Raw genomic sequence first — 20,899 nt, forward strand, 5'->3', positions numbered from 1 at the left:
GGTCTCGTCAGCCCCGGCTCTAGCGGATGTTCGGGTCGAAGGTGAAGATCACCAGCGTGCCCAGCAGAACGGTGAACACCGTGGCGGTCCACAGCAGCATCTTCAGCCAGAAGCGCGTGGTGTCCCGCTCGGCGTAGTCGTTGATGATCGTCCGCAGGCCGTTGGCGCCGTGCAGCATGGCCAGCCACAGCATGGTCAGATCCCAGACCTGCCAGAACGGCGACGCCCAGCGGCCGGCGACGAAAGCGAAGTTGATCTTCTGCACGCCGCCGTCCAGCACGAGCTGGAGCAGGAGGTGGCCGATGACGAGGACGGTCAGCACGATGCCGGACAGCCGCATGAACAGCCAGCCGTGCATCTCGAAGTTGGTCCGGGACGCCTTCGGGGTCTTCTTGGTGCGGGCCCGCGGCGGCTCGATGACCGGAGCCGGGTTCTCGGGGCCGTACCCGGCGCTGCTGCCGGTCAGCTCGACGGACGAGCTCTCAGTGGTTGCCATGGTGCTCAGCTCCCGAAGACTTCGCTCGCGGCGTGGCCGAGGACGGGGTACAGGGCCCCGGCCATCAGCACGATCCAGATGGCCATGACCGCCCAGAGCATCTGCCTCTGGTACTTGGTGCCCTTGGACCAGAAGTCCACCGCGACGACCCGCAGGCCGTTCAGCGCGTGGAAGAGGATGGCGGCGACGAGGCCGTATTCCATCAGGGCGACGAGGGGAGTCTTGTAGGTCGCGACCACGTCGTCGTACGCCTCGGGGGAGACGCGGACGAGAGACGTGTCGAGCACATGGACGAACAGGAAGAAGAAGATGAGGACGCCGGTGACTCGGTGAGCCACCCAGCTCCACATGCCTTCCCGGCCGCGGTAAAGCGTTCCAGCCGGCACGAACTTACCCTCCGGAAGCGGGACTGGGGCCTGCCGGCTCGGGTGTCGGTATGGCCCGGCCGGGTACGGTCCACCGGCCCCGGCCATCGTAGCCACGCCTGACCTGATCACTCCCCCGGGGGGCCTCAGGTGTGATCAAACAGGCACGTACGGGCTACCGGCGGCCCGGCGGGACCGCTCCGCGGCGGGCCGGACCCCGCCGGGCGAGCGGGCGAACCGGTCAGGCCATCAGCCGGGCGAGCCGCCCGCGGCTCAGCCGGCGCAGCTCCTCCGCCACCACGACCCGCTCCTTCTCCGGCTCGTGGCCGAGCCGGGTGCGGAGGCCGGCCAGCACATGGTCCAGCGACTCGGCCGGGTCCACCCCGTCCAGGCAGATCACGAAGGCGTGGCCGAAGCGGCTCTCGTACGCGGCGTGGGCGGCGCGCAGCGCGGTGTGCGCCGCCAGGGCGCCCGGCCGCCGGGCCGGAACGGCGCCCGGCTGCCCGCTGCCGCCGCAGGCGTCGCGCGGCCCGGCCAGGGCGGGCTGCCTCTCCTCGCCGGAGCGGGACCGGGAGCGCGGCAGCGGCAGTCCCGGCAGCCCGGGCAGGCCGGACAGTCCCGGCGCGGACTCCCGGGCCAGGGCCTCGGCGAGATCGGCCGCGGTGAGGTCGTAGCTCGCCTCGTCGGCGGCCGCCAGCAGCGCGGCGACGTCCGGGTACGGCCGGTGGCGGATGAGTCTGCGGGCCCAGCGGCGGCTGCCGCAGCAGGCCGTCAGTGCTTCTTCCGCGGCTTCGGGCGGCTGGGCGTTGAAGTGGTCGAGGCCGGAGACGGTGGACTCCTCTGGGAGCCCCCTGGCAGGGCCCGGGGGAGGTGAGGTGCGGCAGATGGCGCGGTGCGCGCACCCGCGCGGTGGGCCGGGTGGCGCGAGGTGGCGCGATGTGGCGAGGGGGCAACCGTAGCGGGCGATGAAGGCCGCCATGCCACAGATGCGCGAATTTCACCCACCGGGGGAGGGTTTTTGACGGAGTGTTGATGGCCGCCCGGCGCAGCGGTTCCCGCCGGCCGCCGCCACCCGCGTGACCTGCGCGTTCCCCGGATCCGCCGGTCCGCCCGGCGGGGAGCCGCGCGGCCGGTCCGGGCGGTCCGCGCGTGTGACGGACGGGAAAGCACGTGCGGGGCCTTACCTTCGCGGGTGAACGAGGAGGTTTTCCCTTGCCCATGCTTTCCGCGCCGAAGGCGACCCGGCGGCCGCACTCCGCGCCCGGGATCCGCCGGCGGCTGTCCGCCTGGTGCGCCGTGACGGCCGCGGCGGCCCTGCTGGCCGGATGTTCGGACGGACCGGCCGGCGAGACCGGTACCGGGGAGAAGTCGCCGTCGGCCACCGCCACTCGCTCCTATCCGCCGTCGTCCCCGCCCGTGACCATCCCGGCCGTACGGAAATTCGAGAGCGGCCGCGGGCCCGGCTGGCGCCCCGGCTCCGGCAGCCGCGTCGTCGCCGACCAGGACGGGCCCCTGGCCGACGAGGCCCGCACGGTCGCCGGCGAGCTGGACCTGCCCCACCACACGGGCCCGGCCCGGCGCGGCGACCTCGAACTCGCCATCGACCGGGAGCAGAAGGGCGGCCCCGAGGCCTACCGGATCACCACCCGCGACGGCCGGGTGCGGATCACCGGCTCGGGCGACGCGGGCGTCTTCTACGGCACCCGCACCGTCCTGCAGGTGCTGCGGACCGAGGGCACCTTCCCCGAAGGCGTCGTCGACGACCGCCCCGACCGGGCCCAGCGCGGGCTGATGCTCGACATCGCGCGCAAGCACTTCACCCCGGAGTGGATCGAGGCCCGGATCCGGGAGATCGCCGACCTCAAGTTCAATCAGCTCGGGCTGCACTTCTCCGACGACCAGGGCTTCCGCGTCGAGAGCGACTCGCACCCCGAGGTCGTCTCCGGACAGCACCTCACCAAGAAGGAGCTGCGGCGGATCCTCGGCCTCGCGAAGCGGCTGCACATCACCGTCATCCCCGAGATCGACTCGCCCGGCCACCTCGGCGCGGTCCTGCGCGCGCATCCCGAACTGCAGCTGCGCAATGCCCGGGGCGTGCCCGTGCGCGGCGCCATCGACATCACCAAGCCGCAGTCCGCCCGGCTGATCGACGAGCTGCTGCGCGAGTACTCCGGGGTCTTCCCCGGCCGGTACTTTCACCTGGGCGCCGACGAGTACCGCGCGCTGATGGCCGAGAACCCCGAGGCCGCCTACCCGGACCTCGCCGCGCAGGCCCGCCGGGACCACGGCTCCGCCGGGCGGGTCCAGGACCTGGCGACGGCCTGGCTCAACGACCGGGCCGAGACGGTGCGGAAGGCCGGCAAGCGGCCCAAGGCGTGGAACGACGGCTTCTTCAGCGGCGGTTCGGTACGGCCCGACGAGGACATCGAGGTCGAGTACTGGACCGGCAAGGAGATCGGCGCCCGGCAGCCGGAGGAGTACCTGCGCGAGGGCCGCAAGCTGGTCAACCTCAACGACGAATATCTGTACTACGTGCTCGGCGAGCCCAACCAGTTCACGTACCCCACCGGCGAGCGCATCTACAAGAGCTGGACTCCGGCGGTGCTGCGCGGCACCGAGCCGGTGCCGGCCGCGCTGTCCGGCCCGGACCGGGTGCTCGGCGGCCGGCTCGCCGTCTGGTGCGACTTCGCCGACGCCCAGACGGAGGCCCAGGTGGCCACTGGGATCCGGATGCCGCTGCGGGCCGTCGCCCAGAAGTTGTGGGACCCGCGGAAACCGTCGGCGAGCTGGACGGAGTTCCGGAAGCTCGCCGACCGGCTGGAGGCGGAACGGGAGTAGACGGAGCGCCGCAGGGCCGGAGCGCCGGAGTGCCGCTGCGTCGTAGCCGAAGGCGACGCGGCGGGAGGAGCCGGGCAGGGGGACCCCGGGGGCGGGCAGCGGCGGGAGGGCGGCTGACGCGGCGTCCGGGCCGGCACGCCCCGCCCGGGCCCCGGGCGTACCGGGCGCCGTCAGGGCTGCCGGGGGTGCCCGGCCGCCGGGTCCGTATCCGGCCGCCCGGTGCCGCCGGCCCCGGCGGCCTTCGCCGACCTGGCGGCCTTCGCGGCGCGCTTGGCCTCCTGTTTGACGGCGCGGACCTCGGCGAGCGACTCCGGCCCGGTGACATCCGCGGCCGACCGGCGGGCGCCCTCCTCGCCGTAGGGCCCCGCCGCCTCCCGCCAGCCCTCCGGCCGCACTCCGAACCGCTTGCCGAGCAGCGCGACGAGGACCTGGGACTTCTGCCGGCCGTATCCGGGCAGCGCGTTCAGCCGGCGGAGCAGTTCCGCCCCGCTCCCGGCGTCGCGCCACACCGCCGCCGCGTCCCCGTCGTACGTCTCGACCAGATGCCGGCACAGCTCCTGTACGCGCCGCGCCATGGAACCGGGGTAGCGGTGCACCGCCGGTTTCTCCGACATCAGGGCCGCGAAGTCCTCCGGGTCCCGGGCGGCGATCGCGTGCGCGTCCAGGTCGTCGCCGCCCATGCGCCGCGCGATCGTGTACGGGCCCGTGAACGCCCACTCCATCGGGACCTGCTGGTCGAGCAGCATGCCGACCAGCAGGGCCAGCGGGCTGCGGGCGAGCAGGGCGTCGGCCTCCGGCTGTTGCGCGATGCGCAGGGTGGTGTCCATCCGGCCATCGTCGGGCCGCGGCCGCCCCGCCACCCCCGCCGACACGCGGGCCTGCCGCCCGCCGCCCCGGTCATCGGCGCGAGGCAGCGGGGCGGCGGGGCCGGTGCGCGGGACGCGGAGGGGAACGCCGGTCCGCCCCCTCCCCTGTGAGGGGCGGACCGGCGTGCGCGGTACCGGAGGGCGTGCCCCCGCCACCGCAAACCGTTACGCCGCCGGCACGCCGCCCGAGCGGGCCCGGCCGTGCGCGGTCGCGGCCGGCGGCGGCACGGCGCCGCCGTTTCCGTACACCCGCGGTCTCCGGAGCCTCACCGGTCGTCGTCTCTCCCTCCGTGCGGCCCCACCCCGATCACCGGTGTGGTGCTACCTGTTCAGCGCTGCGTGACCGCGGAACGTCACAGCACCCGCCCTCCGGCGCCGGTGTGACGTTTGCCACTCCGGCTGCGCTGTGCCGGTGGACGGGGCGCCACGGAGGGAGATCACGGTGGGTTTCTGGGGTTACTTAGTCGTCGGGAAGAGCGACCGCGAACTGGCGGAGTGCTCCACCCTCGCGCCCGGCCGGGAACGGCTGGAACTGGCCGAAACCTTCGCCGACGGCTGGCAGTTGTGGCAACATCCGAGCGAGCCCGGACTGGGCGACCTCGACGACGTCGCCGGAGCCCTGGCGAGGGAGACGGGGGCTCCCACGCTGCTGGCGTACGTCATGGACGGCGACTGCGCCGTGCTGGAGGGCGCCGGCCCCGTCCGCGGCTCCTGGACGGCCTGCCTGGGCCGGGCCGCGATGGCCCGGCACGTCGGCGAGGACGAGATCGTGCTGGACGATGTCTTCCCCTCCCCGGCGGGCGCCGCCGTCCATGCCGCGGGATGGGCCGCCGCGGCCGGGCGTACGGTGGACTCCCGGCGCCTGGCCGACGTTCTGAGCGCGGAACCGGACCCGGATGTCGAGAAGCTCTTCCACGAAGTACTGGAAAAGCTCGGCATACAGGCCGCCGGGGCGTGAGGATGTCACCTCCGGGTGACGTGCGCAGTCCGGCCTGCGTGACAAGAGGGCGGACCAGTGCCCGGATGCGTGACAGCGGCGGACGAAGAGGACAGCGTGGGCAAGCGTGGGGAGCGCCGACGTACGCAGCAGGGTGACGACGGAGGCCTCGGGGAAGCCGTCGAACGCGCCCAGAACGGCGATGAGGAGGCATTCACCCTGCTCTACCGGCTGGTTCAGCCGAGGCTGCTCGGCTACGTACGGGGCCTGGTCGGCGACGACGCCGAGGACGTGACCGCCGAGGCGTGGCTGGAGATCGCCCGGGACCTCGGCCGGTTCCGCGGCAACGGCGACGGCTTCCGCGGCTGGACGGCGACCATCGCCCGGCACCGCGCCCTGGACCATCTGCGCCGGCAGCGGAGCCGCCCGCGCACCGCCCTGCTGGAGCAGGACGTGCTGGAGCTGCCGGGCCGTCAGGACACCGAGCGCGAGGCCCTGGAGACCCTGTCGACCGAGGAGGCGCTGGCGATGGTCGCCGGGCTGCCGAGGGATCAGGCCGAGGCGGTGCTGCTGCGGGTGGTGGTCGGCCTCGACGGCCCGGCGACCGCCCGTGTGCTGGGCAAACGCAGCGGCGCGGTCCGTACCGCCTCGTACCGGGGCCTCAAGAGGCTCGCCGGGCAGCTCGCCGACCGGGCCCCGACGGGCGGCCGGTCCGTGACGACTCCCGCCTCTCGGACGCTTGGGGAAGTGGAATGAGCGGGCACCGACACCCCGACGGGAGCGGCGTGAACCGGAAGAAGGCGGAGCGTTTGCTGAACCGCGAGCCCTCGGGTGTCGCGGGAGGCGCCGCCGGCTCCGAGCTGGATCACCTGCTGGCGGCGGCGGCCCGCCCGCCCGCGGCCGATCCGGAGCGTGCCCGGAAGCATGAGGAGGCGGCCCTGGCGGCCTTCCGTGCCGCCCGCGTCGCGGGCCGTGCCGCCACCGAGCCGCGGCCGCAGGACGACTGGCGGCCGGAGCGGCGGGGCCTGGCCGGCCTGTGGGCGCGGCACCGCCCGGCGAAGGCGGTCGTGGGCGGCGTGCTGGCCGGGCTCATGCTGGGCGGCGTGGCGGTGGCCGCCGGCACCGGCGTCATCCGGGTGCCGTTCATCTCCGGTGACGAGCCCGGGGACTCCCGGCCGGGGGAGAACGGCAAGGAGAGCCCCGGAGACCACGGGCGGGGCGGGCCGGACGGCTCCCGCCCCGGCGGCTCGGACCACTGGGACGACGGCGCCGGGGAGAAGGACGGCAAGGCGCTGCGGAAGCTGTGCCGGACGTACGGCCGGGCGAACGCCGATGCCGACGGCGGGGGCGGCGCCAACGGCAAGGGCACCTCCGACGGCGGGAACAACGGTGCCGCGGGCGGCAAGGGCACCGGGGAACTGAGCGCGGAAGCCTACGAACGGCTGGTCATGGCCGCGGGCGGTGAGAACCGGGTGAGCGACTACTGCGCCTGGCTCACCGGTCCGGGTGCCGCCGGCGCGGAGAAGGAGAAGGGGACGGCCGCCAACGGTGGCGCCAGTGGCGATGCCGGCAGCGGCGGCAACAACGCGAACAGCGGCAGCAGCGGGAACGCCAACAGCGGTGGCAGCAACGCCAACAGCGGCGGCAACAGCGACGCCGCCACCGAGGGGAACAACGCCAACAGCGGCAGCAGCGAGAACGCGGGCAGCAGCGCCGGCAGCAGCGCCGGGAACACCGACGCCACCACACGGGGCGGCGCGAGTGGCGCCGCACGCGGCAACGCGAACGGCGGCGCAGGTGGCAATGCCAACGGTGGCGCCGCCGGGAGCGGGGGCGGCGGGAACGCCAACGGCGGAAATGCCAACGGCGGCGGAGCCGCCAACAGCGGCGGCAACGGGAACGCCAACAGTGGCGGCAACGCGGGCGGCCGCTCCGAGCGGGCTCCCGACGACGCGGACCTCCTCCGGAGCGGCAACGCGGACGAGCCCCGCGGCGCCGCCGACGCCCGCGCGAGAAGGGCGGACCGGGACACCGGCCGTCCCCGTGCCGCCCGCCGGGGCCGTGATCGCGGGGAGCGCGGTGGCGGCGGTTCGTGAGCGGCGCACCCGCGCGGCACCGGGAGAGGAGCACCCGGGACAGGACGCTCCGGAAAAGAGGACGACCGGGGTCGCCACCCCCCACAGGAGAGACCCCGGCCGTCGTTCTGGAGGACCCGTCGGGGTCCGTACTCCCTTCAGCGCCGGACGAGCGATTTGTGTCACAGTGCCGTCCGGCCCGGCGGCTCCCGGCCCGCCGCCGGGCCCTCGGTGCGCGGCCCGGGGCGTGATCTCGGCCATGGACGGCGCGCGTGGACTTGAACGCTCAACAACCCGTAGCGTTCGGGGAGTGGCACCCGCCGGGGCCCTTCCGCGACACGACCTGCGGCCCGGAAGGGCCGTACCGCCTCCGGAACGTCCGGCGGGCTCACGGAGCCTCGGCTCCGTGGCCAGGTGTCGGAAGTCCGGAAATAGTCAGGCAGGATGAAAGCGTGCTGGGGGACGACGCGGAGCTGACCGCCGCAGTGCACGCGGCACAGGACGGAAACGAGACCGCCTTCCGTTCTGTCTACCGCGCCGTGCACCCGCGGCTGCTGGGCTATGTCCGGACGCTGGTCGGCGAGCCCGACGCGGAGGACGTGACCTCCGAGGCGTGGCTGCAGATAGCCCGCGACCTGAGCCGGTTCAGCGGCGACGCGGACCGCTTCCGGGGCTGGGCCGCGCGCATCGCGCGCAACCGGGCGCTCGACCACATCCGGATGCGCGGCCGGCGCCCCGCCGTCAGCGGTGACGAGACCGAGCTGGCGGACCGCGCGGCCGACGCCGACACCGCCTCCGAGGCCCTGGAGGCGCTCGGCACCGGCCGCACCCTCCGGCTCATCGCCCAGCTCCCCCGGGACCAGGCCGAGGCCGTGGTGCTGCGGGTGGTCGTGGGGCTCGACGCGAAGAGCGCCGCCCATGTGCTGGGCAAGCGGGCCGGCGCGGTGCGCACGGCCGCCCACCGGGGCCTGCGGCGGCTGGCCGAACTCCTCGACGAGACGGGCACCGCCGACGGCGTACCGGCCGTCGGTGAGAACCCCGCGCGCCAGGGCGGACTGGACGGCGTGCCTCCGCAGCGCGGCCCCCGAAGTGGTGCGGCCGCGGCCGGTGTGACGGAAACGTATGTGCGGACGCAGAAGGACATGTGATGGCCGAGGACCGCTACAGCTGGCTCGACGAGGACGCCGCGGAGCGGTTGCTGCGCGGCGAACCCCTCGGCGTGCCGGACGCCGGGGCCGGTGACGGCCGGGCGGAAGAGCGGGCCCGAAGACTTTCGGCCGCCCTGAGATGCGTGGCGGACCCGGCGCGGCTGCCGGCCGGCACCGACGAAGAGGGCGCCTTCCTCGGCGAAGCCGTCGTACTGGCCGCCTTCCGCGAGGCGGCCGGTGGCGCGCAGCGCCCCGGTTCCGGCGCCCGGGGCCGCACCCTGTTCGGGCTTCCCCGCGCCGCCGGAGGCGGCCGCCGGCCGGCCCTGGGACGTCCGCTGCGTGCGGGCCTCGCCGTGGCTCTGGCGGGCTGCGCCCTGGGCGGGGTCGCGGTCGCCGCGGGCACGGGTGTGCTGCCCACGCCGTTCAACCACTCCGTTGAGCCGGGGCCGTCCGGCAGCGCTCCCGGCACCGGCCGCGCCCCCTCCGCCCCCGGGCACGGCGCGGGCGGTACGGACGGCGAGTCGCCCCGGGACCACCACGAGACCGACGAGCACGGCGAGAAGAGCCCGGGGGCCGGGGGCCACGGCGGCACCAAGGGCCTGGGCAGCGACCGGGACGAGCCCGCCGGCGGCCGGGACGGCGCCGCGGACCGCATCCCCGTTCCCCCGGGCTTCGGTGACGCGAAGACCCGCGGGGCGGTGATCGCGCTCTGCCGGGAGTACACGGCGGACACCCTCGATCGCCGGACCCGCGGCCGGATCGAAGCCGCCGCGGGCGGCCCCGCTGCGGTGGAGGGCTACTGCGGCCGGCTGCTGGACGGCAAGGACGACAACGATGCCGAGGGCTCCCGCGGCGGAGGCTCCGGCTCGGACACCGGCGCCGGCGCGAGGCCGGGGTCCGGAGACTCCGGGGGTTCCGCCCCCGGCACGCGGCCCGGGTCCGGCTCCCACGCCGACCCGTACGTCGGTTCCGGCCCCGGCGGCGTGAACCCGCCGGGCGCCGGCGGCGGCCGCGACGGCAGAGCCGGGCACGGCGAACGCGGCGGTCACGCGGACCGCCCGCCCGGGCCCCTGCGCGACGAGCCCCGCTCGGACCGCCGCCACGACCGGGAGCACCCGGCAGACCGGGAGAACCGGGGCCGGGAGAACCGGGGCCGGGAAGACCGGGGCCGGGAAGACCGGGAGCACCGCCAAGCCCCCCGGGACCGCGCGGACAGCCAGGACGGCAGAGCGAGCGGCGCGCCGAACAGCCGGACGAACGGCGCCGCGAACGGCCAGCCGGGCGCTGCCGCGAACGGCCGGACTGATGATGCAGGGAACCGCCAGGCGAACAGCCGGCCGAACGGCGCCGCGAAGGGCCGGGCGGACAGCCGCCACGCGGCCGACCCGGGCACGGAGCGGGCGGACGCCCCGGGCGGCACGCGGGCTTCGTCCCCGTCGGCCTCTCCGGCCGCACCGTCGAACGCTTCCCGCACCGGCACACCGCCCCGCCCCGCGGCAGCGGAATCCCCCGAAGCCGGTTAGTGCGCCTTCCGGCAGTCCCGCCTGCCCGGGGCGGCGTCGGGCTCGCACTCCCTGAGCCTCGGCCGGGGGCCCCACGCCGCGTGTCCGGGCTCGTCCCGAGACGCCCGGTGTCGGGACAGTCCTCCGCCTTGCGAGCGCACGCACCCGACGCCGCCGGGTCCGCCCGCCGGGCCCGCCCTTCGGGCAGACGGCACCACCTGCGGAACACGCTGGAGGCGCCGGGGCGTCGCCCCGTCAGGCGCCGACCGCCTCGGAAGCCGGCCTCCCCCCGGCCCTCGGCCCCCGTCCCCGGCCGACCTCGCCGGGGCGTGCCTTCCCGGGCTGAGCCCGTACTCGCCCCTGCCCGGCCCCGCCTGGCGTCATCGGAACGCCCGGGCCGGGCCGCGTGATCGTCGGTCGCCCGACCATCGCCCTTGCCCGGCCCTGCCGCCCGGCCCCGCTGCCCTGCCGCGCCGCCCAGCCCTGCCGCTCCCAGCCGGGCGGGCGCATCCGTCCTGCTCCGAGCCCGTTGTCGTGCCCCGACCCGAGGGTGATGTCGTGCGGCGATCCGGGGGGCGAGCCGGGCGGCGAAGGGCATGGGCACATTTTTTCGGCGCCAGGTGTGACGTTTTTCGAGCGGGGGGCGCAGTAAGAAGTGAGCCGACTGGTCATCGGCGGCACGTGAGCCCGGGTTCCCCCCGTACCTGAGGCTCCGTGCACGGCGCGGGCGGGGCACGTTCCCCCGGCCCTGCCCGCGCCCTCTCTTCGTCCCGGCAGCTCTTTCGTCCGAGCTGCCTTTCCCGCCCCGGCCCGACGCGCCGCCCGCGCCTGCCGGGTCCACACCCGGCGTGCGCAGGCCGGCTCCTCCCGCGTCTGCTCGCGCCCGTCCGCCCCGCTGCCCCCACCTCTGCAGTGCCGCCGGCGCGCCACTGCGCCCCCGCTCGCGCTCCGCCTGCGCCCCGTACGGAGAGCCCATGCTGTTCTCTGTGAGCAACGTCCCAGCGTGTGGGCCTCCACGGCACACGCGCCGCGCCGCTACAGTCCGTGGCGGACCCAACCGACTACCGGTGAGTACCGGGCGGCGGCACCCCACCCGCTCTACAGGAGGCAAGGCGAACATGGCGCGCGAGTCCGGCAAGAAGCGAATGACCGAGTCCGGGCTGCCGATCGAGCCGGTCTACGGGCCGGACTCGCTGGGGGACTGGGACGCGGACGAGAAGCTCGGCGAGCCCGGCTCGTACCCCTTCACCCGCGGTGTCTATCCCACGATGTACACCGGGCGCCCCTGGACGATGCGCCAGTACGCGGGCTTCGGCACCGCCGTCGAGTCCAACGCCCGCTACAAGCAGCTGATCGCCAACGGCACCATGGGCCTGTCGGTCGCCTTCGACCTGCCGACCCAGATGGGCCACGACAGCGACGCGCCCATCGCGAGCGGCGAGGTCGGCAAGGTCGGCGTCGCCATCGACTCGATCGAGGACATGCGGATCCTGTTCGGCGGCATCCCGCTGGACAAGGTCTCGACGTCCATGACGATCAACGCCCCCGGCGCGCTGCTGCTCCTGCTCTACCAACTCGTCGGCGAGGAGCAGGGCGTCCCGGCGGAGAAGCTCACGGGCACCATCCAGAACGACGTGCTCAAGGAGTACATCGCCCGCGGCACGTACATCTTCCCGCCCAAGCCCTCGCTGCGGCTGATCGCGGACATCTTCAAGTACTGCAAGGCCGAGATCCCCAAGTGGAACACCATCTCGATCTCCGGCTACCACATGGCGGAGGCCGGCGCCTCGCCCGCGCAGGAGATCGCGTTCACGCTGGCCGACGGCATCGAGTACGTCCGTACGGCCGTGGCGGCCGGTATGGACGTGGACGACTTCGCGCCCCGGCTGTCGTTCTTCTTCGTCGCCCGGACGACCATCCTCGAAGAGGTCGCCAAGTTCCGCGCCGCGCGCCGGATCTGGGCGCGGGTGATGAAGGAGGAGTTCGGCGCCAAGAACCCCAAGTCGCTGATGCTCCGCTTCCACACCCAGACCGCCGGGGTGCAGCTCACCGCGCAGCAGCCCGAGGTGAACCTCGTCCGCGTGGCCGTGCAGGGCCTCGGCGCCGTCCTCGGCGGCACCCAGTCGCTGCACACCAACTCCTTCGACGAGGCCATCGCGCTGCCCACCGACAAGTCGGCGCGGCTGGCGCTCCGCACCCAGCAGGTGCTGGCCTACGAGACGGATGTGACGTACACCGTCGACCCGTTCGCCGGCAGCTACGTGGTGGAGTCGATGACCGATGAGGTCGAGGCGGCCGCCCTGGAGCTGATGCGGAAGGTCGAGGACATGGGCGGCGCGGTCAGCGCCATCGAGCGCGGCTTCCAGAAGAGCGAGATCGAGCGCAGCGCCTACCGGATCGCGCAGGAGACGGACAGCGGCGAGCGGGTCGTCGTCGGCGTCAACCGCTTCCAGCTCGACGAGGAGGAGCCGTACGAGCCGCTCCGCGTGGACCCGGCCATCGAGGCGCAGCAGGCCGAGCGGCTCGCCAAGCTGCGGGCGGAGCGCGACCAGGACGCGGTGGACGCGGCGCTGGCCGAGATGCGGGCCGCGGCCGAGGGCACCGACAACGTCCTCTACCCGATGAAGAAGGCGCTGGCGGCGAAGGCCACGGTCGGCGAGGTCTGCAACACGCTGCGGGAGGTCTGGGGCGCGTACGTTCCCACGGACGCGTTCTGAGCGCGCTGCGCCCGTGCCGGCGTGACGGCGCGACGCTGTGACGGCGTGACGGCGTGACGGCGTGACGGCGTGACGGCGTGACACGACACGGCCGGGGCCGCCCCACCGGAAGGGGTGGCGGCCCCGGCCGTTTCCTGCGCGGCCGCGCCTCCCGCCGGACAGCCGCCCGGCAGCACGCGGCGGTGGCCGCACGGTGACGTCCGGCACCCGGAATCCGCCTGACGCAAAACCGCATTCCTGTGCCAAACTCCGCTCATGCTGGGAGTCACCGATCTTCCGACGTATCTGGTCGGACTTGCCCTGATCATCCTGCTGCCGGGGCCCAACAGCCTGTATGTCCTGTCCGTCGCCGCACGCCGCGGGGTGCGGCGCGGCTACGCGGCGGCGGGCGGCGTCTTCTGCGGGGACGCGGTGCTGATGCTGCTGTCCGCCGCCGGTGTCGCCTCGCTGCTCCAGGCCAACGCCGTGCTCTACAGCATCGTGAAGTACGCGGGCGCCGGCTATCTGACCTGGCTGGCCGTCGGCATGCTGCGCGCCGCCGCGGGGATGTGGCGGAAGCGGCAGGAGCGGCCGGCCCGCGACGCGGCCGTGCCGGCCGCCCGGGCGGTGCCCGGGGCCGGCGGCTCCGCCGGAGCCCCCCGGTCCGTCGCCGGTGAGCGACCGTTCCGCCGGGCCCTCGGGATCAGCCTGCTCAACCCGAAGGCGATTCTCTTCTTCGTCTCCTTCTTCGTGCAGTTCGTCGATCCCGGGTATGCCCACCCGGCTCTGTCCTTCCTGCTGCTGGGCGCCTTCTGCCAGCTCTTCAGCTTCCTCTACCTGACCGCCCTGATCCTCGGCGGCAGCCGGCTCGCGGAGCGCTTCCGCCGGCGCAGGCGCCTCGCGGCCGGTGTCACCTCCGCCGCAGGCGCGCTCTTCCTCGGCTTCGCCGTGAAGCTCTCCCTCAGCAGCGCGGCGGGCTGAGCGGGGTCCGGCCGAGGGCCCCGCACGGACCCGGCCCGGGCTTCGGCCCCGGGGCCGGGGTGCGGGCCGGGCCGGGTGGCTTCGCCGTCTCAGGGCGCCAGGACGTCCAGCTCCGCCATGGCGCCCACGGTGATCTGCCGGGTCAGCCGCTCCGCGCGCTCCTCGTCCCGGGCCCGTACCGCTTCCGCGACCTGGACGTGCAGGGTGACCGCGGCCGGGTCGGGGTCGGTGAACATCACCCGGTGCTGGGTGCGGCCGGTCAGCACCTCGGCCACGACATCGCCCAGCTTGGCGAACATCTCGTTGCCCGAGGCCCGCAGCACCACGCGGTGGAACGCGACATCGTGCACCAGGTAGGCCTCCAGCTGACCGCCGCGTGAGGTCGCCACCATGCCCAGCGCGTGCCCGGTGAGTTCCGCGCACTGCTCGGCCGTCGCCAGCCGGGCGGCCAGTCCCGCGGCGACGGGTTCGACCGCCGAGCGCAGCACGGTCAGCGAACGGAGCTGCCGCGGCCGGTCGGAGCCCGCCAGCCGCCAGCGGATCACCTGGGGATCGAAGACGTTCCACTCCTCGGTGGGCCGTACGGTGACCCCGACGCGGCGCCGGGACTCCACCAGCCGCATCGACTCCAGCACGCGGACCGCTTCCCGGACGACGGTCCGGGAGACGTCGAAGCGCTGCTCGAGTTCGTCCGTGCGCAGCACCGTCCCCGGCGGATATTCGCCGGACGCGATGGCGGGGCCGAGCGTCGCCAGCAGCTTGGCGTGCAGTCCCCGCTCCTGGCCCGTCATGCCTCTGCGTCTCCCCGTGTCCGGCGCACTTCACTGAGTGGACGCAAGCCTACGGGGCGGCCCCGCCCGCTTTATGTATGACATTTCGATGACGAGCTCTTGAATAAGTCATACATCTGGGCTTGGGTGGGCTCCGGCGGTCACCGGACGACCCCGCGCCGGCGCCCGACCGCGGGCAGCCGTCAACCGGCCCGCGGAGCGAGCGCCCCTCCACGGGCAACCTTGACGAGCAACCCGCGGCAGGCACCGAACCAGTACCCCCGACCCGCACCAGCAACCAGCAGAGACAGCGAGGTAGTGATGCCCACCCCCCACGTCGTGGTCGTCATGGGTGTGTCCGGTACGGGCAAGACGACCGTCGGCCGGCTACTGGCGGCCGAACTCGGCGTCCCGTACGCCGAGGCGGACGACTTCCACCCGCCCGCCAACATCGAGAAGATGAGCGCCGGCATCCCGCTCGACGACCGGGACCGGGCGCCCTGGCTCGACGCGATCGGCGCCTGGGCGCACGGCCGGCTCGGCCGGGGCGGGGTGGTCAGCTGCTCCGCCCTCAAGCGGGCGTACCGTGACCGGCTGCGCGCCGCCGCGCCCGGCCTCTTCTTCCTTCACCTGGCGGGCGACCGCGCCCTGATCGCGCAGCGTCTCGGACAACGCCGGGGCCACTTCATGCCCGGGGCCCTGCTGGACTCCCAGTTCGCCGCGCTCGAACCGCTGGGGGAGGACGAACTGGGCGTCACGGTGACCGTCACCGCGGAGCCGGAGGGGATCACCGCCCGCGCGGTCGCGGCTCTCCGGGCCCTTCCCGCCGCCACCGATTCCCCCACCCTTCCCCCCACCCTCCCCGCGGAGAAACCGGAGAATCCAATGGAGCGTTCTCATGGAAGCGATTGACCCGGCCCACGGCACCGCCACTCTGCTGCTCATAGCGGCGGGAGCCGTCGCCCTGCTGCTGTTCCTGATCATGAAGGTGAAGCTGCACGCCTTCGTGTCGCTCGTCCTGGTGAGCCTGCTGACGGCCCTGGTCGTCGGCTTCCCGCTCGCGGACATCCCCGCCGCCATGATGTTCGGCTTCTCCAGCACGCTGGGCTCGGTGGCCCTGCTCGTCGCCTTCGGCGTGATGCTGGGGCGGCTGATGGAGGTCACCGGCGGCGCGCAGGTGCTGGCCGATACGCTGATCGGCCGGTTCGGGGAGAAGCGGGCCCCGCTCGCCCTCGGCGTCGCCGCGCTGCTGTTCGGGTTCCCGATCTTCTTCGACGCCGGTCTGGTCGTCTTCCTGCCGATCATCCTGACCGTGGCCCGGCGCTTCGGCGGCTCCCTGCTGCTGTACGCGCTCCCCGCCGCGGGCGCCTTCGCGGCCATGCACGCGATCGTCCCGCCGCACCCCGGCCCGGTCGCCGCGGCCGAGGCACTCGGCGGCAGCGTCGGCGTCATCCTGCTGGTCGGCATTCCGGTCGCCGTAGCGTCCTGGTATGTCGGTGTGCTGCTCGTCTCCCGCTATCTCGGGGCGCGCATCGACGTCTCCGTACCCGTCGCGCTCTTCGGCGAGGTCAACGGCGGACGCGGGCTGGATGGACGCGACGGCGGCGGCGAGGGCGAGCGCGAGCGCGAGGCCGGCGGAGACAGCGCCGGCCCCACGGCCGGTGAGACCCGGCTCGGCCACCGGCCGCCGTCCTTCCGTACCGTCCTGCTGCTCCTGCTGGTGCCGCTCGTCCTGATCTCCTTCGACACCGTCCTCGACACCCTCACCGTGTCCGGGGTCCTGAAGGAGGGCGAGGGCTGGGCCGCGTTCCTCGGCCTCCTCGGCAACACCCCGGTGGCCCTGCTGATCACCGTGCTCGTCGCGATCGCCGTCCTCGGCCGGCCGCGGGCCCGGATGACCGAGGTCACCAAGATCCTCGACGACGCCCTCGGGCCGATCTGCTCCATCATCCTGATCACGGGGGCCGGCGGTATGTTCGGCGGTGTCCTGCGGCTCAGCGGCATCGGCGACGCGCTGAGCGGCTCCCTCGCCGACCTCGGTATCTCGCTGATCGTCCAGGCGTTCGTCATCGCCACGCTGCTGCGGGTCGCGCAGGGTTCGGCGACGGTCGCCCTGACCACGACCGCCGGTCTCATCGCCGGCGCGGTCGCGGACGCGGGCCTCGGCGACGTCCAGATCGCGCTGATCGTCGTCGCCATCGCGGCGGGTGCGACCGTGCTGTCGCATGTGAACGACTCCGGCTTCTGGCTGGTCAGCCGGTTCTTCGGGATGGACGAGAAGACCACGCTGAAGACCTGGACGGTGATGGAGACAACGCTCGGCCTCACCGCCTTCGTGATCGCGCTGGGCTTCTGGATGGTGGTCTGACGGAGCGTCCTGATCGTCCGGCAGTCGTCTGGGGTGTCGTCCGGCAAACCCTCCGGTAGCTGGCGACCTCCCGGCCCGCAATTGCTTCGACAGGCGCGCGTTCGTTCGGCAGGCTTCCGCCATGGACCCGGACGTCGTGCACCACTGGCCGCTGTACGGCCTGCGTATCACCACACCCCGCCTCGAACTGCGTGTGCCGGACATCGCGCTTCTGGACGAACTGGCCGCTGTGGCGGCGGGCGGGGTGCACGATCCGGCGGAGATGCCGTTCTCGTTCCCCTGGACGGACGGGAGCGCCGAGGAGCGCGGCCGCGCCACCTTCCAGCACGTACTCGGCACCGTCGCGGAGTGGAGCCCGGCGAAATGGACCTTGAGCCTCGCCGTGCTCTGTGAAGGCCGGGTCGTCGGCCGGCAGGACATGGTGACCAGCGACTACGCCGTGACGCGCGAGGGGGAGACCGGTTCCTGGCTGGGTCTGGCCCACCAGGGGAAGGGCATCGGCACCGAGATGCGTGCCGCCGTGCTGCACCTGGCGTTCGCAGGGCTGGGCGCCCGCGCCATGACCACGGGAGCCATGACGGACAACGCGCGGTCGATCGCCGTCTCCCGCAAGTGCGGCTACCGCCCGGACGGCGAGCAGGTGCTGGCGGTCCGGGGAGAGGCCCGGACACTCCGCCGGATGCGTCTGGACCGCGCCGGCTGGGAGGCCCACCGCACCGTCCCGGTGGAGATCCGCGGCTTGGAACCGTGCCGCGAACTCTTCGGGGTGCCGTTGCGGTGACTCGTCCCCTCCCTGCGAGGGATACGACCCGAGGATGCCGGAAGCCAAGCCGAGCCGAGCCAGGCCGAGCCGAGCCAAGCCGAGCCGAGACGGACCGTCTTGCTCTCGCGGATCGTGGTGCGTAGTGTGCGATCCACCGCGAGACGCCGCGTCTCGCTAAAGCGAGTCCGGAGCCGCTCCATGCCCGCCGCAGTCACCCCCGCCAACCCCACCGCCCCCGCACCCACCACCAGCCCCGCCACCGCCGAGACCGCTCCCGCCGGTCCGTGCGCAGAGCGGGCGAGGGCCGACCGCGTCTGGTTCATCACCGGAGCGAGCCGCGGACTCGGCCGCGCTTTCACCGAGGCGGCCCTCGGCGCCGGCGACCGTGTGGTCGCCGTGGCCCGGACCGTCACCACGCTTGAACCTCTCGTCGCCGCTCACGGCGATCGTCTTCTCGTCCTCCCCCTGGACGTCACGGACCGCTCGGCTGTCTTCAAGACGGTCCGCGAGGCGGTGCGGCACTTCGGCCGCCTCGATGTGGTCGTCAACAACGCCGGGTTCCTCGCCATGGGCATGGTCGAGGAATTCGGCGAGGACGAGGCGCGCGCTCAGATGGACACCAACTTCTTCGGTGCGCTCTGGGTCGGCCAAGCCGTTCTGCCCGTCCTGCGGGCCCAGGGCTCCGGGCACATCGTGCAGATCTCCAGCATCGGTGCCCTGGGCGGGTTCGCGCTCACCGGGATGTACAGCGCGAGCAAGTTCGCCCTGGAAGGGATGAGCGAGGCGCTGGCCGCGGAGGCGGCCGGCTTCGGCGTCAAGGTCACCATCGTCGAGCCCGGAGGCTACTGGACCGGTCTCTACACCACGGGACTGGCCGCCACCGAACCGATGGAGGCCTACGCGCCCCTCCGCGCGGAGCTGGAACGGCGCTTCGCGGAGGAGTCCGTGGACAGCCCGCCGCACCTCGCCGCCGAAGCGGTCATGAGGCTCGTGGACAGCGCGGATCCGCCCTCGCGGCTGCTGCTCGGCAGCTCCTGCTACGACGTGGCCTTCGATCTCACCCGCAAGAAGATGGACACCTGGGCGGCCTGGGAAGAGATCAGCCGCGCCGCCGAACAGGCCACCGAGGCCCCCGGGGAAGACGGGGCGGCGCAGGGCGGATAGGGCGGCGGAGGCGGTCAAGGTGCTCGGGGCGGTCGGGGCGGTCGGGGCGGATCGCCGTCAGGGCAGGGTCAGGACGCGGGGGCCGTCCTCGGTGATGGCGACGGTGTGCTCGACATGGGCCGCCCGGCTGCCGTCCGTGGTGAACAAGGTCCAGCCGTCCGGGCCGGTCCAGTAGTCGTCGCCCCCGCCCGCCATGAACATCGGCTCGATGGCGAGCGTCAGGCCATGACGCAAGGGATAACCGCGCCCGGGGCGGCCGCGGTTGGGAAGGTGCGGGTCCTCGTGCATGCGCCGGCCGATGCCGTGCCCGCCGAAGTCCCGGGGCATCCCGCAGCGGGCCTCCAGCGCGGCGGACTGGATGGCGTGGGAGATGTCGCCGAGGCGCCGGCCGACCGTGGCCGCGGCGATGCCCGCCGCGAGAGCCTTCTCGGTGGCCTCGATCAGGGCCAGATCGGACGGGCGGGGTGTGCCGACAGTGAAGCTGATGGCGGCGTCCCCGGTCCAACCGTCCAGCTCCGCACCGCAGTCGATGCTCACCAGATCGCCGTCCCGGAGCCGGTAGCCAGTCGGGATCCCGTGGACGACGGCGTCGTTGACGGAGGTGCAGATCACCGCCGGGAACGGGGTGGGGGCGAAGGACGGCCGGTAGCCGAGGAAGGGTGAGCGGGCACCCGCCTTGTCCAGTACGGCGCGGGCGGCTTCGTCCAGTTCGTGCAGCGAGACCCCGATGCCGGCCGCCTCCCGGGCGGCGGCGAGGGCGTGGGCCACGACGCGCCCGGCCTCCCGCATCGCTTCCAGGGCTGTGTCGGTCTTGATCTCCACCATGTCCTGCGGCACCTCGTCCCATCCCCGCGCAGGCGGCGGCCCCACCCTCTCGGCGAGGCCGAGGCGCCTGGCGCTTGCCAATTCTTATACCGGTATTAGTATCACGGCATGGTGAGAACTCCTCTGACTCCGTGGGAATGGCAGCGTGGTGAACGGTTCGGCGCTCTGCTGCGCCGGGCTCGCGGCGACCGCAGCATGGTGGAGGTCGCCGCGGCGGCCGGAGTCTCGGCGGAGACGCTGCGGAAGATCGAGAGCGGCCGGGCCCCGACCCCCGCCTTCTTCACGGTGGCGGCGCTGGCCGGAGTGCTCGGGGTGTCACTGGACGAACTGGCCGCAGCGTGCGCGCAGGAAGCGGACGGCGACGGGGGAAAGGTGCTGTCGGCATGACGCGGCAGGATGACGGTGTGGTCGTCTACTGGCGGCCGGGGTGCCCGTACTGCATGAAGCTGCGCCTGCGCCTGCGTTTCTCCCGGCTGCGGTACACCGAGGTGAACATCTGGCGGGACAAGGAGGCCGCAGCCTTCGTCCGCTCGGTGGCGAACGGGAACGAGACCGTGCCGACAGTGACCGTGGCGGGCCTTCCGATGGTGAACCCCTCGAAGCGTCAGTTGCTGAGCGCCGTCGAGACGTACGCCCCGCACCTGCTGGCTTAGGTGCCGTTTCTCCTGGCGGTGTCACGGGCGGGGTGAGAGGGGCTGTGGGAGCCGGGGCCTGCTACGGCTTCCTTTCTGGCATCTGTGCTGATGCCCTGTGAGCGCGCTGACGGAGCCTGAACGGTTCCCCACCGGCGCGGGGTGGTTGTGGTCGTTGCCCAGGTCGGTATGCGGATCAGGCGGAAGCCGGAAGCCGGAGGACGGAAGCCGGAAGCCGGAAGCCGGAAGCCGGAGGACGGAGGACGGAAGTCGGGCCTCAAGCCGGGCCTTCGCGGTGGGTCGGGGTTCGGGCGCCGGGTGGGCGGCGCGGTGGTGGTGGCGGGTGCGTCGCGGGCCGTCGGGGGTTGTGGGGTTGGGGTTACGGCATCCGTGCCGGGGGTTGGCCCGTGGTCGGTCGTCTATCCGGGGCCTTATGCCGCCGGGGTCGGTTGGAAATGCGATGGCGTGGCTGG

At 73.7% G+C, this 20,899-nt stretch carries 20 protein-coding genes; 14 read left to right on the top strand and 6 right to left on the bottom strand.

Features of this window, described 5'->3' with window-relative positions:
* Positions 1-19 precede the first annotated feature (19 nt).
* From IF83_RS0104625 to IF83_RS0104635, 3 genes are all read right to left on the bottom strand, one after another.
* On the bottom strand, positions 20-496 hold the full coding sequence (locus tag IF83_RS0104625; protein WP_030542715.1) for a succinate dehydrogenase hydrophobic membrane anchor subunit: 477 nt from the start codon (positions 494-496) through the stop codon (positions 20-22).
* A gap of 5 nt (positions 497-501) precedes the next feature.
* Positions 502-882, bottom strand: a complete 381-nt coding sequence (gene sdhC / locus IF83_RS0104630; protein WP_030542716.1) for a succinate dehydrogenase, cytochrome b556 subunit — start codon at positions 880-882, stop codon at positions 502-504.
* Between the two features lie 220 nt (positions 883-1,102).
* Positions 1,103-1,840 (bottom strand): 2-oxo-4-hydroxy-4-carboxy-5-ureidoimidazoline decarboxylase, encoded by a 738-nt coding sequence (locus tag IF83_RS0104635; RefSeq protein WP_078843162.1) that lies wholly within the window; start codon positions 1,838-1,840, stop codon positions 1,103-1,105.
* Between the two features lie 239 nt (positions 1,841-2,079).
* Here IF83_RS0104635 and IF83_RS0104640 point away from each other — a divergent pair, with 239 nt between their 5' ends.
* Complete coding sequence (locus IF83_RS0104640; protein ID WP_051722454.1) at positions 2,080-3,699, top strand: beta-N-acetylhexosaminidase; 1,620 nt, start codon at positions 2,080-2,082, stop codon at positions 3,697-3,699.
* Positions 3,700-3,869: 170 nt separating this feature from the next.
* Here IF83_RS0104640 and IF83_RS0104645 read toward each other — a convergent pair whose 3' ends face one another.
* Complete coding sequence (locus IF83_RS0104645) at positions 3,870-4,526, bottom strand: HhH-GPD-type base excision DNA repair protein (RefSeq protein WP_051722455.1); 657 nt, start codon at positions 4,524-4,526, stop codon at positions 3,870-3,872.
* Between the two features lie 481 nt (positions 4,527-5,007).
* Between IF83_RS0104645 and IF83_RS0104655 the strand changes: the two genes are divergently transcribed.
* The 7 genes from IF83_RS0104655 (at position 5,008) to leuE (ending at position 13,904) form a co-directional block, all read left to right on the top strand.
* The gene (locus IF83_RS0104655) at positions 5,008-5,523 is read left to right on the top strand and encodes a hypothetical protein (RefSeq protein ID WP_030542720.1); all 516 of its coding nucleotides are present in this window, start codon (positions 5,008-5,010) and stop codon (positions 5,521-5,523) included.
* 96 nt (positions 5,524-5,619) lie between these two features.
* On the top strand, positions 5,620-6,258 hold the full coding sequence (locus IF83_RS0104660) for an RNA polymerase sigma factor (RefSeq protein WP_030542721.1): 639 nt from the start codon (positions 5,620-5,622) through the stop codon (positions 6,256-6,258).
* Entirely contained in the window at positions 6,255-7,598 is a 1,344-nt protein-coding gene (locus IF83_RS33600) for a hypothetical protein (protein ID WP_158710996.1), read from the top strand. Before IF83_RS0104660 ends, IF83_RS33600 begins: the two co-directional genes overlap by 4 nt.
* A 431-nt stretch (positions 7,599-8,029) precedes the next feature.
* A complete protein-coding gene (locus IF83_RS0104670; RefSeq protein WP_030542723.1) occupies positions 8,030-8,725 on the top strand; it encodes an RNA polymerase sigma factor in 696 nt (231 codons plus the stop codon).
* On the top strand, positions 8,725-10,248 hold the full coding sequence (locus IF83_RS31035; protein ID WP_051722456.1) for a hypothetical protein: 1,524 nt from the start codon (positions 8,725-8,727) through the stop codon (positions 10,246-10,248). The genes IF83_RS0104670 and IF83_RS31035 overlap by 1 nt, the downstream gene beginning before the upstream one ends.
* Before the next feature lie 1,097 nt (positions 10,249-11,345).
* Positions 11,346-12,944, top strand: coding sequence for an acyl-CoA mutase large subunit family protein (locus IF83_RS0104680; RefSeq protein WP_030542725.1), 1,599 nt, complete (start codon positions 11,346-11,348; stop codon positions 12,942-12,944).
* A 255-nt stretch (positions 12,945-13,199) separates the two neighbouring features.
* On the top strand, positions 13,200-13,904 hold the full coding sequence (leuE, locus tag IF83_RS0104685) for a leucine efflux protein LeuE (RefSeq protein ID WP_030542726.1): 705 nt from the start codon (positions 13,200-13,202) through the stop codon (positions 13,902-13,904).
* An 89-nt stretch (positions 13,905-13,993) separates the two neighbouring features.
* On the opposite strand, the gene IF83_RS0104695 is transcribed toward leuE, so the two are convergent.
* Complete coding sequence (locus IF83_RS0104695) at positions 13,994-14,695, bottom strand: FadR/GntR family transcriptional regulator (RefSeq protein ID WP_030542727.1); 702 nt, start codon at positions 14,693-14,695, stop codon at positions 13,994-13,996.
* A gap of 300 nt (positions 14,696-14,995) precedes the next feature.
* On the opposite strand from IF83_RS0104695, the gene IF83_RS0104700 reads away from it, so the two are divergent.
* The 4 genes from IF83_RS0104700 to IF83_RS0104715 all read left to right on the top strand — a co-directional run bounded on the left by IF83_RS0104700 (position 14,996) and on the right by IF83_RS0104715 (position 18,969).
* Positions 14,996-15,586, top strand: coding sequence for a gluconokinase (locus IF83_RS0104700; RefSeq protein WP_051722457.1), 591 nt, complete (start codon positions 14,996-14,998; stop codon positions 15,584-15,586).
* Entirely contained in the window at positions 15,573-17,042 is a 1,470-nt protein-coding gene (locus IF83_RS0104705) for a GntP family permease (RefSeq protein ID WP_030542729.1), read from the top strand. Before IF83_RS0104700 ends, IF83_RS0104705 begins: the two co-directional genes overlap by 14 nt.
* A 121-nt stretch (positions 17,043-17,163) precedes the next feature.
* Positions 17,164-17,823 carry a GNAT family N-acetyltransferase gene (locus IF83_RS0104710; protein WP_030542730.1) on the top strand — a complete coding sequence of 220 codons (660 nt, stop codon included), beginning with the start codon at positions 17,164-17,166 and terminating at the stop codon, positions 17,821-17,823.
* Positions 17,824-18,003: 180 nt separating this feature from the next.
* Entirely contained in the window at positions 18,004-18,969 is a 966-nt protein-coding gene (locus IF83_RS0104715; protein ID WP_078843163.1) for an SDR family oxidoreductase, read from the top strand.
* Positions 18,970-19,026: 57 nt separating this feature from the next.
* Here the strand turns inward: IF83_RS0104715 and map are convergent, their stop codons facing one another.
* A complete protein-coding gene (gene map, locus IF83_RS0104720; protein WP_030542732.1) occupies positions 19,027-19,794 on the bottom strand; it encodes a type I methionyl aminopeptidase in 768 nt (255 codons plus the stop codon).
* 108 nt (positions 19,795-19,902) lie between these two features.
* On the opposite strand from map, the gene IF83_RS0104725 reads away from it, so the two are divergent.
* Positions 19,903-20,181, top strand: a complete 279-nt coding sequence (locus IF83_RS0104725) for a helix-turn-helix domain-containing protein (RefSeq protein WP_030542733.1) — start codon at positions 19,903-19,905, stop codon at positions 20,179-20,181.
* Positions 20,178-20,447: a glutaredoxin domain-containing protein gene (locus IF83_RS0104730; RefSeq protein ID WP_030542734.1), complete on the top strand. Its 270-nt coding sequence runs from the start codon at positions 20,178-20,180 to the stop codon at positions 20,445-20,447. The genes IF83_RS0104725 and IF83_RS0104730 overlap by 4 nt, the downstream gene beginning before the upstream one ends.
* The last annotated feature ends 452 nt before the right edge of the window (positions 20,448-20,899 follow it).

Origin of the sequence: Streptomyces albus subsp. albus (assembly GCF_000719865.1) — a bacterium.
Taxonomy (GTDB): domain Bacteria; phylum Actinomycetota; class Actinomycetes; order Streptomycetales; family Streptomycetaceae; genus Streptomyces; species Streptomyces albus_E.

Bases quoted from the DNA above. Each gene is read 5' to 3' on its own strand.
- IF83_RS31035 (WP_051722456.1), top strand. From the start codon at position 8,725: ATGGCCGAGGACCGCTACAGCTGGCTCGACGAGGACGCCGCGGAGCGG.
- IF83_RS0104625 (WP_030542715.1), bottom strand. From the start codon at position 496: ATGGCAACCACTGAGAGCTCGTCCGTCGAGCTGACCGGCAGCAGCGCC.
- IF83_RS0104640 (WP_051722454.1), top strand. From the start codon at position 2,080: ATGCTTTCCGCGCCGAAGGCGACCCGGCGGCCGCACTCCGCGCCCGGG.
- IF83_RS0104715 (WP_078843163.1), top strand. From the start codon at position 18,004: ATGCCCGCCGCAGTCACCCCCGCCAACCCCACCGCCCCCGCACCCACC.
- IF83_RS0104730 (WP_030542734.1), top strand. From the start codon at position 20,178: ATGACGCGGCAGGATGACGGTGTGGTCGTCTACTGGCGGCCGGGGTGC.
- IF83_RS0104725 (WP_030542733.1), top strand. From the start codon at position 19,903: ATGGTGAGAACTCCTCTGACTCCGTGGGAATGGCAGCGTGGTGAACGG.
- IF83_RS0104645 (WP_051722455.1), bottom strand. From the start codon at position 4,526: ATGGACACCACCCTGCGCATCGCGCAACAGCCGGAGGCCGACGCCCTG.
- map (WP_030542732.1), bottom strand. From the start codon at position 19,794: ATGGTGGAGATCAAGACCGACACAGCCCTGGAAGCGATGCGGGAGGCC.
- leuE (WP_030542726.1), top strand. From the start codon at position 13,200: ATGCTGGGAGTCACCGATCTTCCGACGTATCTGGTCGGACTTGCCCTG.
- IF83_RS0104695 (WP_030542727.1), bottom strand. From the start codon at position 14,695: ATGACGGGCCAGGAGCGGGGACTGCACGCCAAGCTGCTGGCGACGCTC.
- IF83_RS33600 (WP_158710996.1), top strand. From the start codon at position 6,255: ATGAGCGGGCACCGACACCCCGACGGGAGCGGCGTGAACCGGAAGAAG.
- IF83_RS0104700 (WP_051722457.1), top strand. From the start codon at position 14,996: ATGCCCACCCCCCACGTCGTGGTCGTCATGGGTGTGTCCGGTACGGGC.
- IF83_RS0104635 (WP_078843162.1), bottom strand. From the start codon at position 1,840: ATGGCGGCCTTCATCGCCCGCTACGGTTGCCCCCTCGCCACATCGCGC.
- IF83_RS0104705 (WP_030542729.1), top strand. From the start codon at position 15,573: ATGGAAGCGATTGACCCGGCCCACGGCACCGCCACTCTGCTGCTCATA.
- IF83_RS0104710 (WP_030542730.1), top strand. From the start codon at position 17,164: ATGGACCCGGACGTCGTGCACCACTGGCCGCTGTACGGCCTGCGTATC.
- IF83_RS0104680 (WP_030542725.1), top strand. From the start codon at position 11,346: ATGGCGCGCGAGTCCGGCAAGAAGCGAATGACCGAGTCCGGGCTGCCG.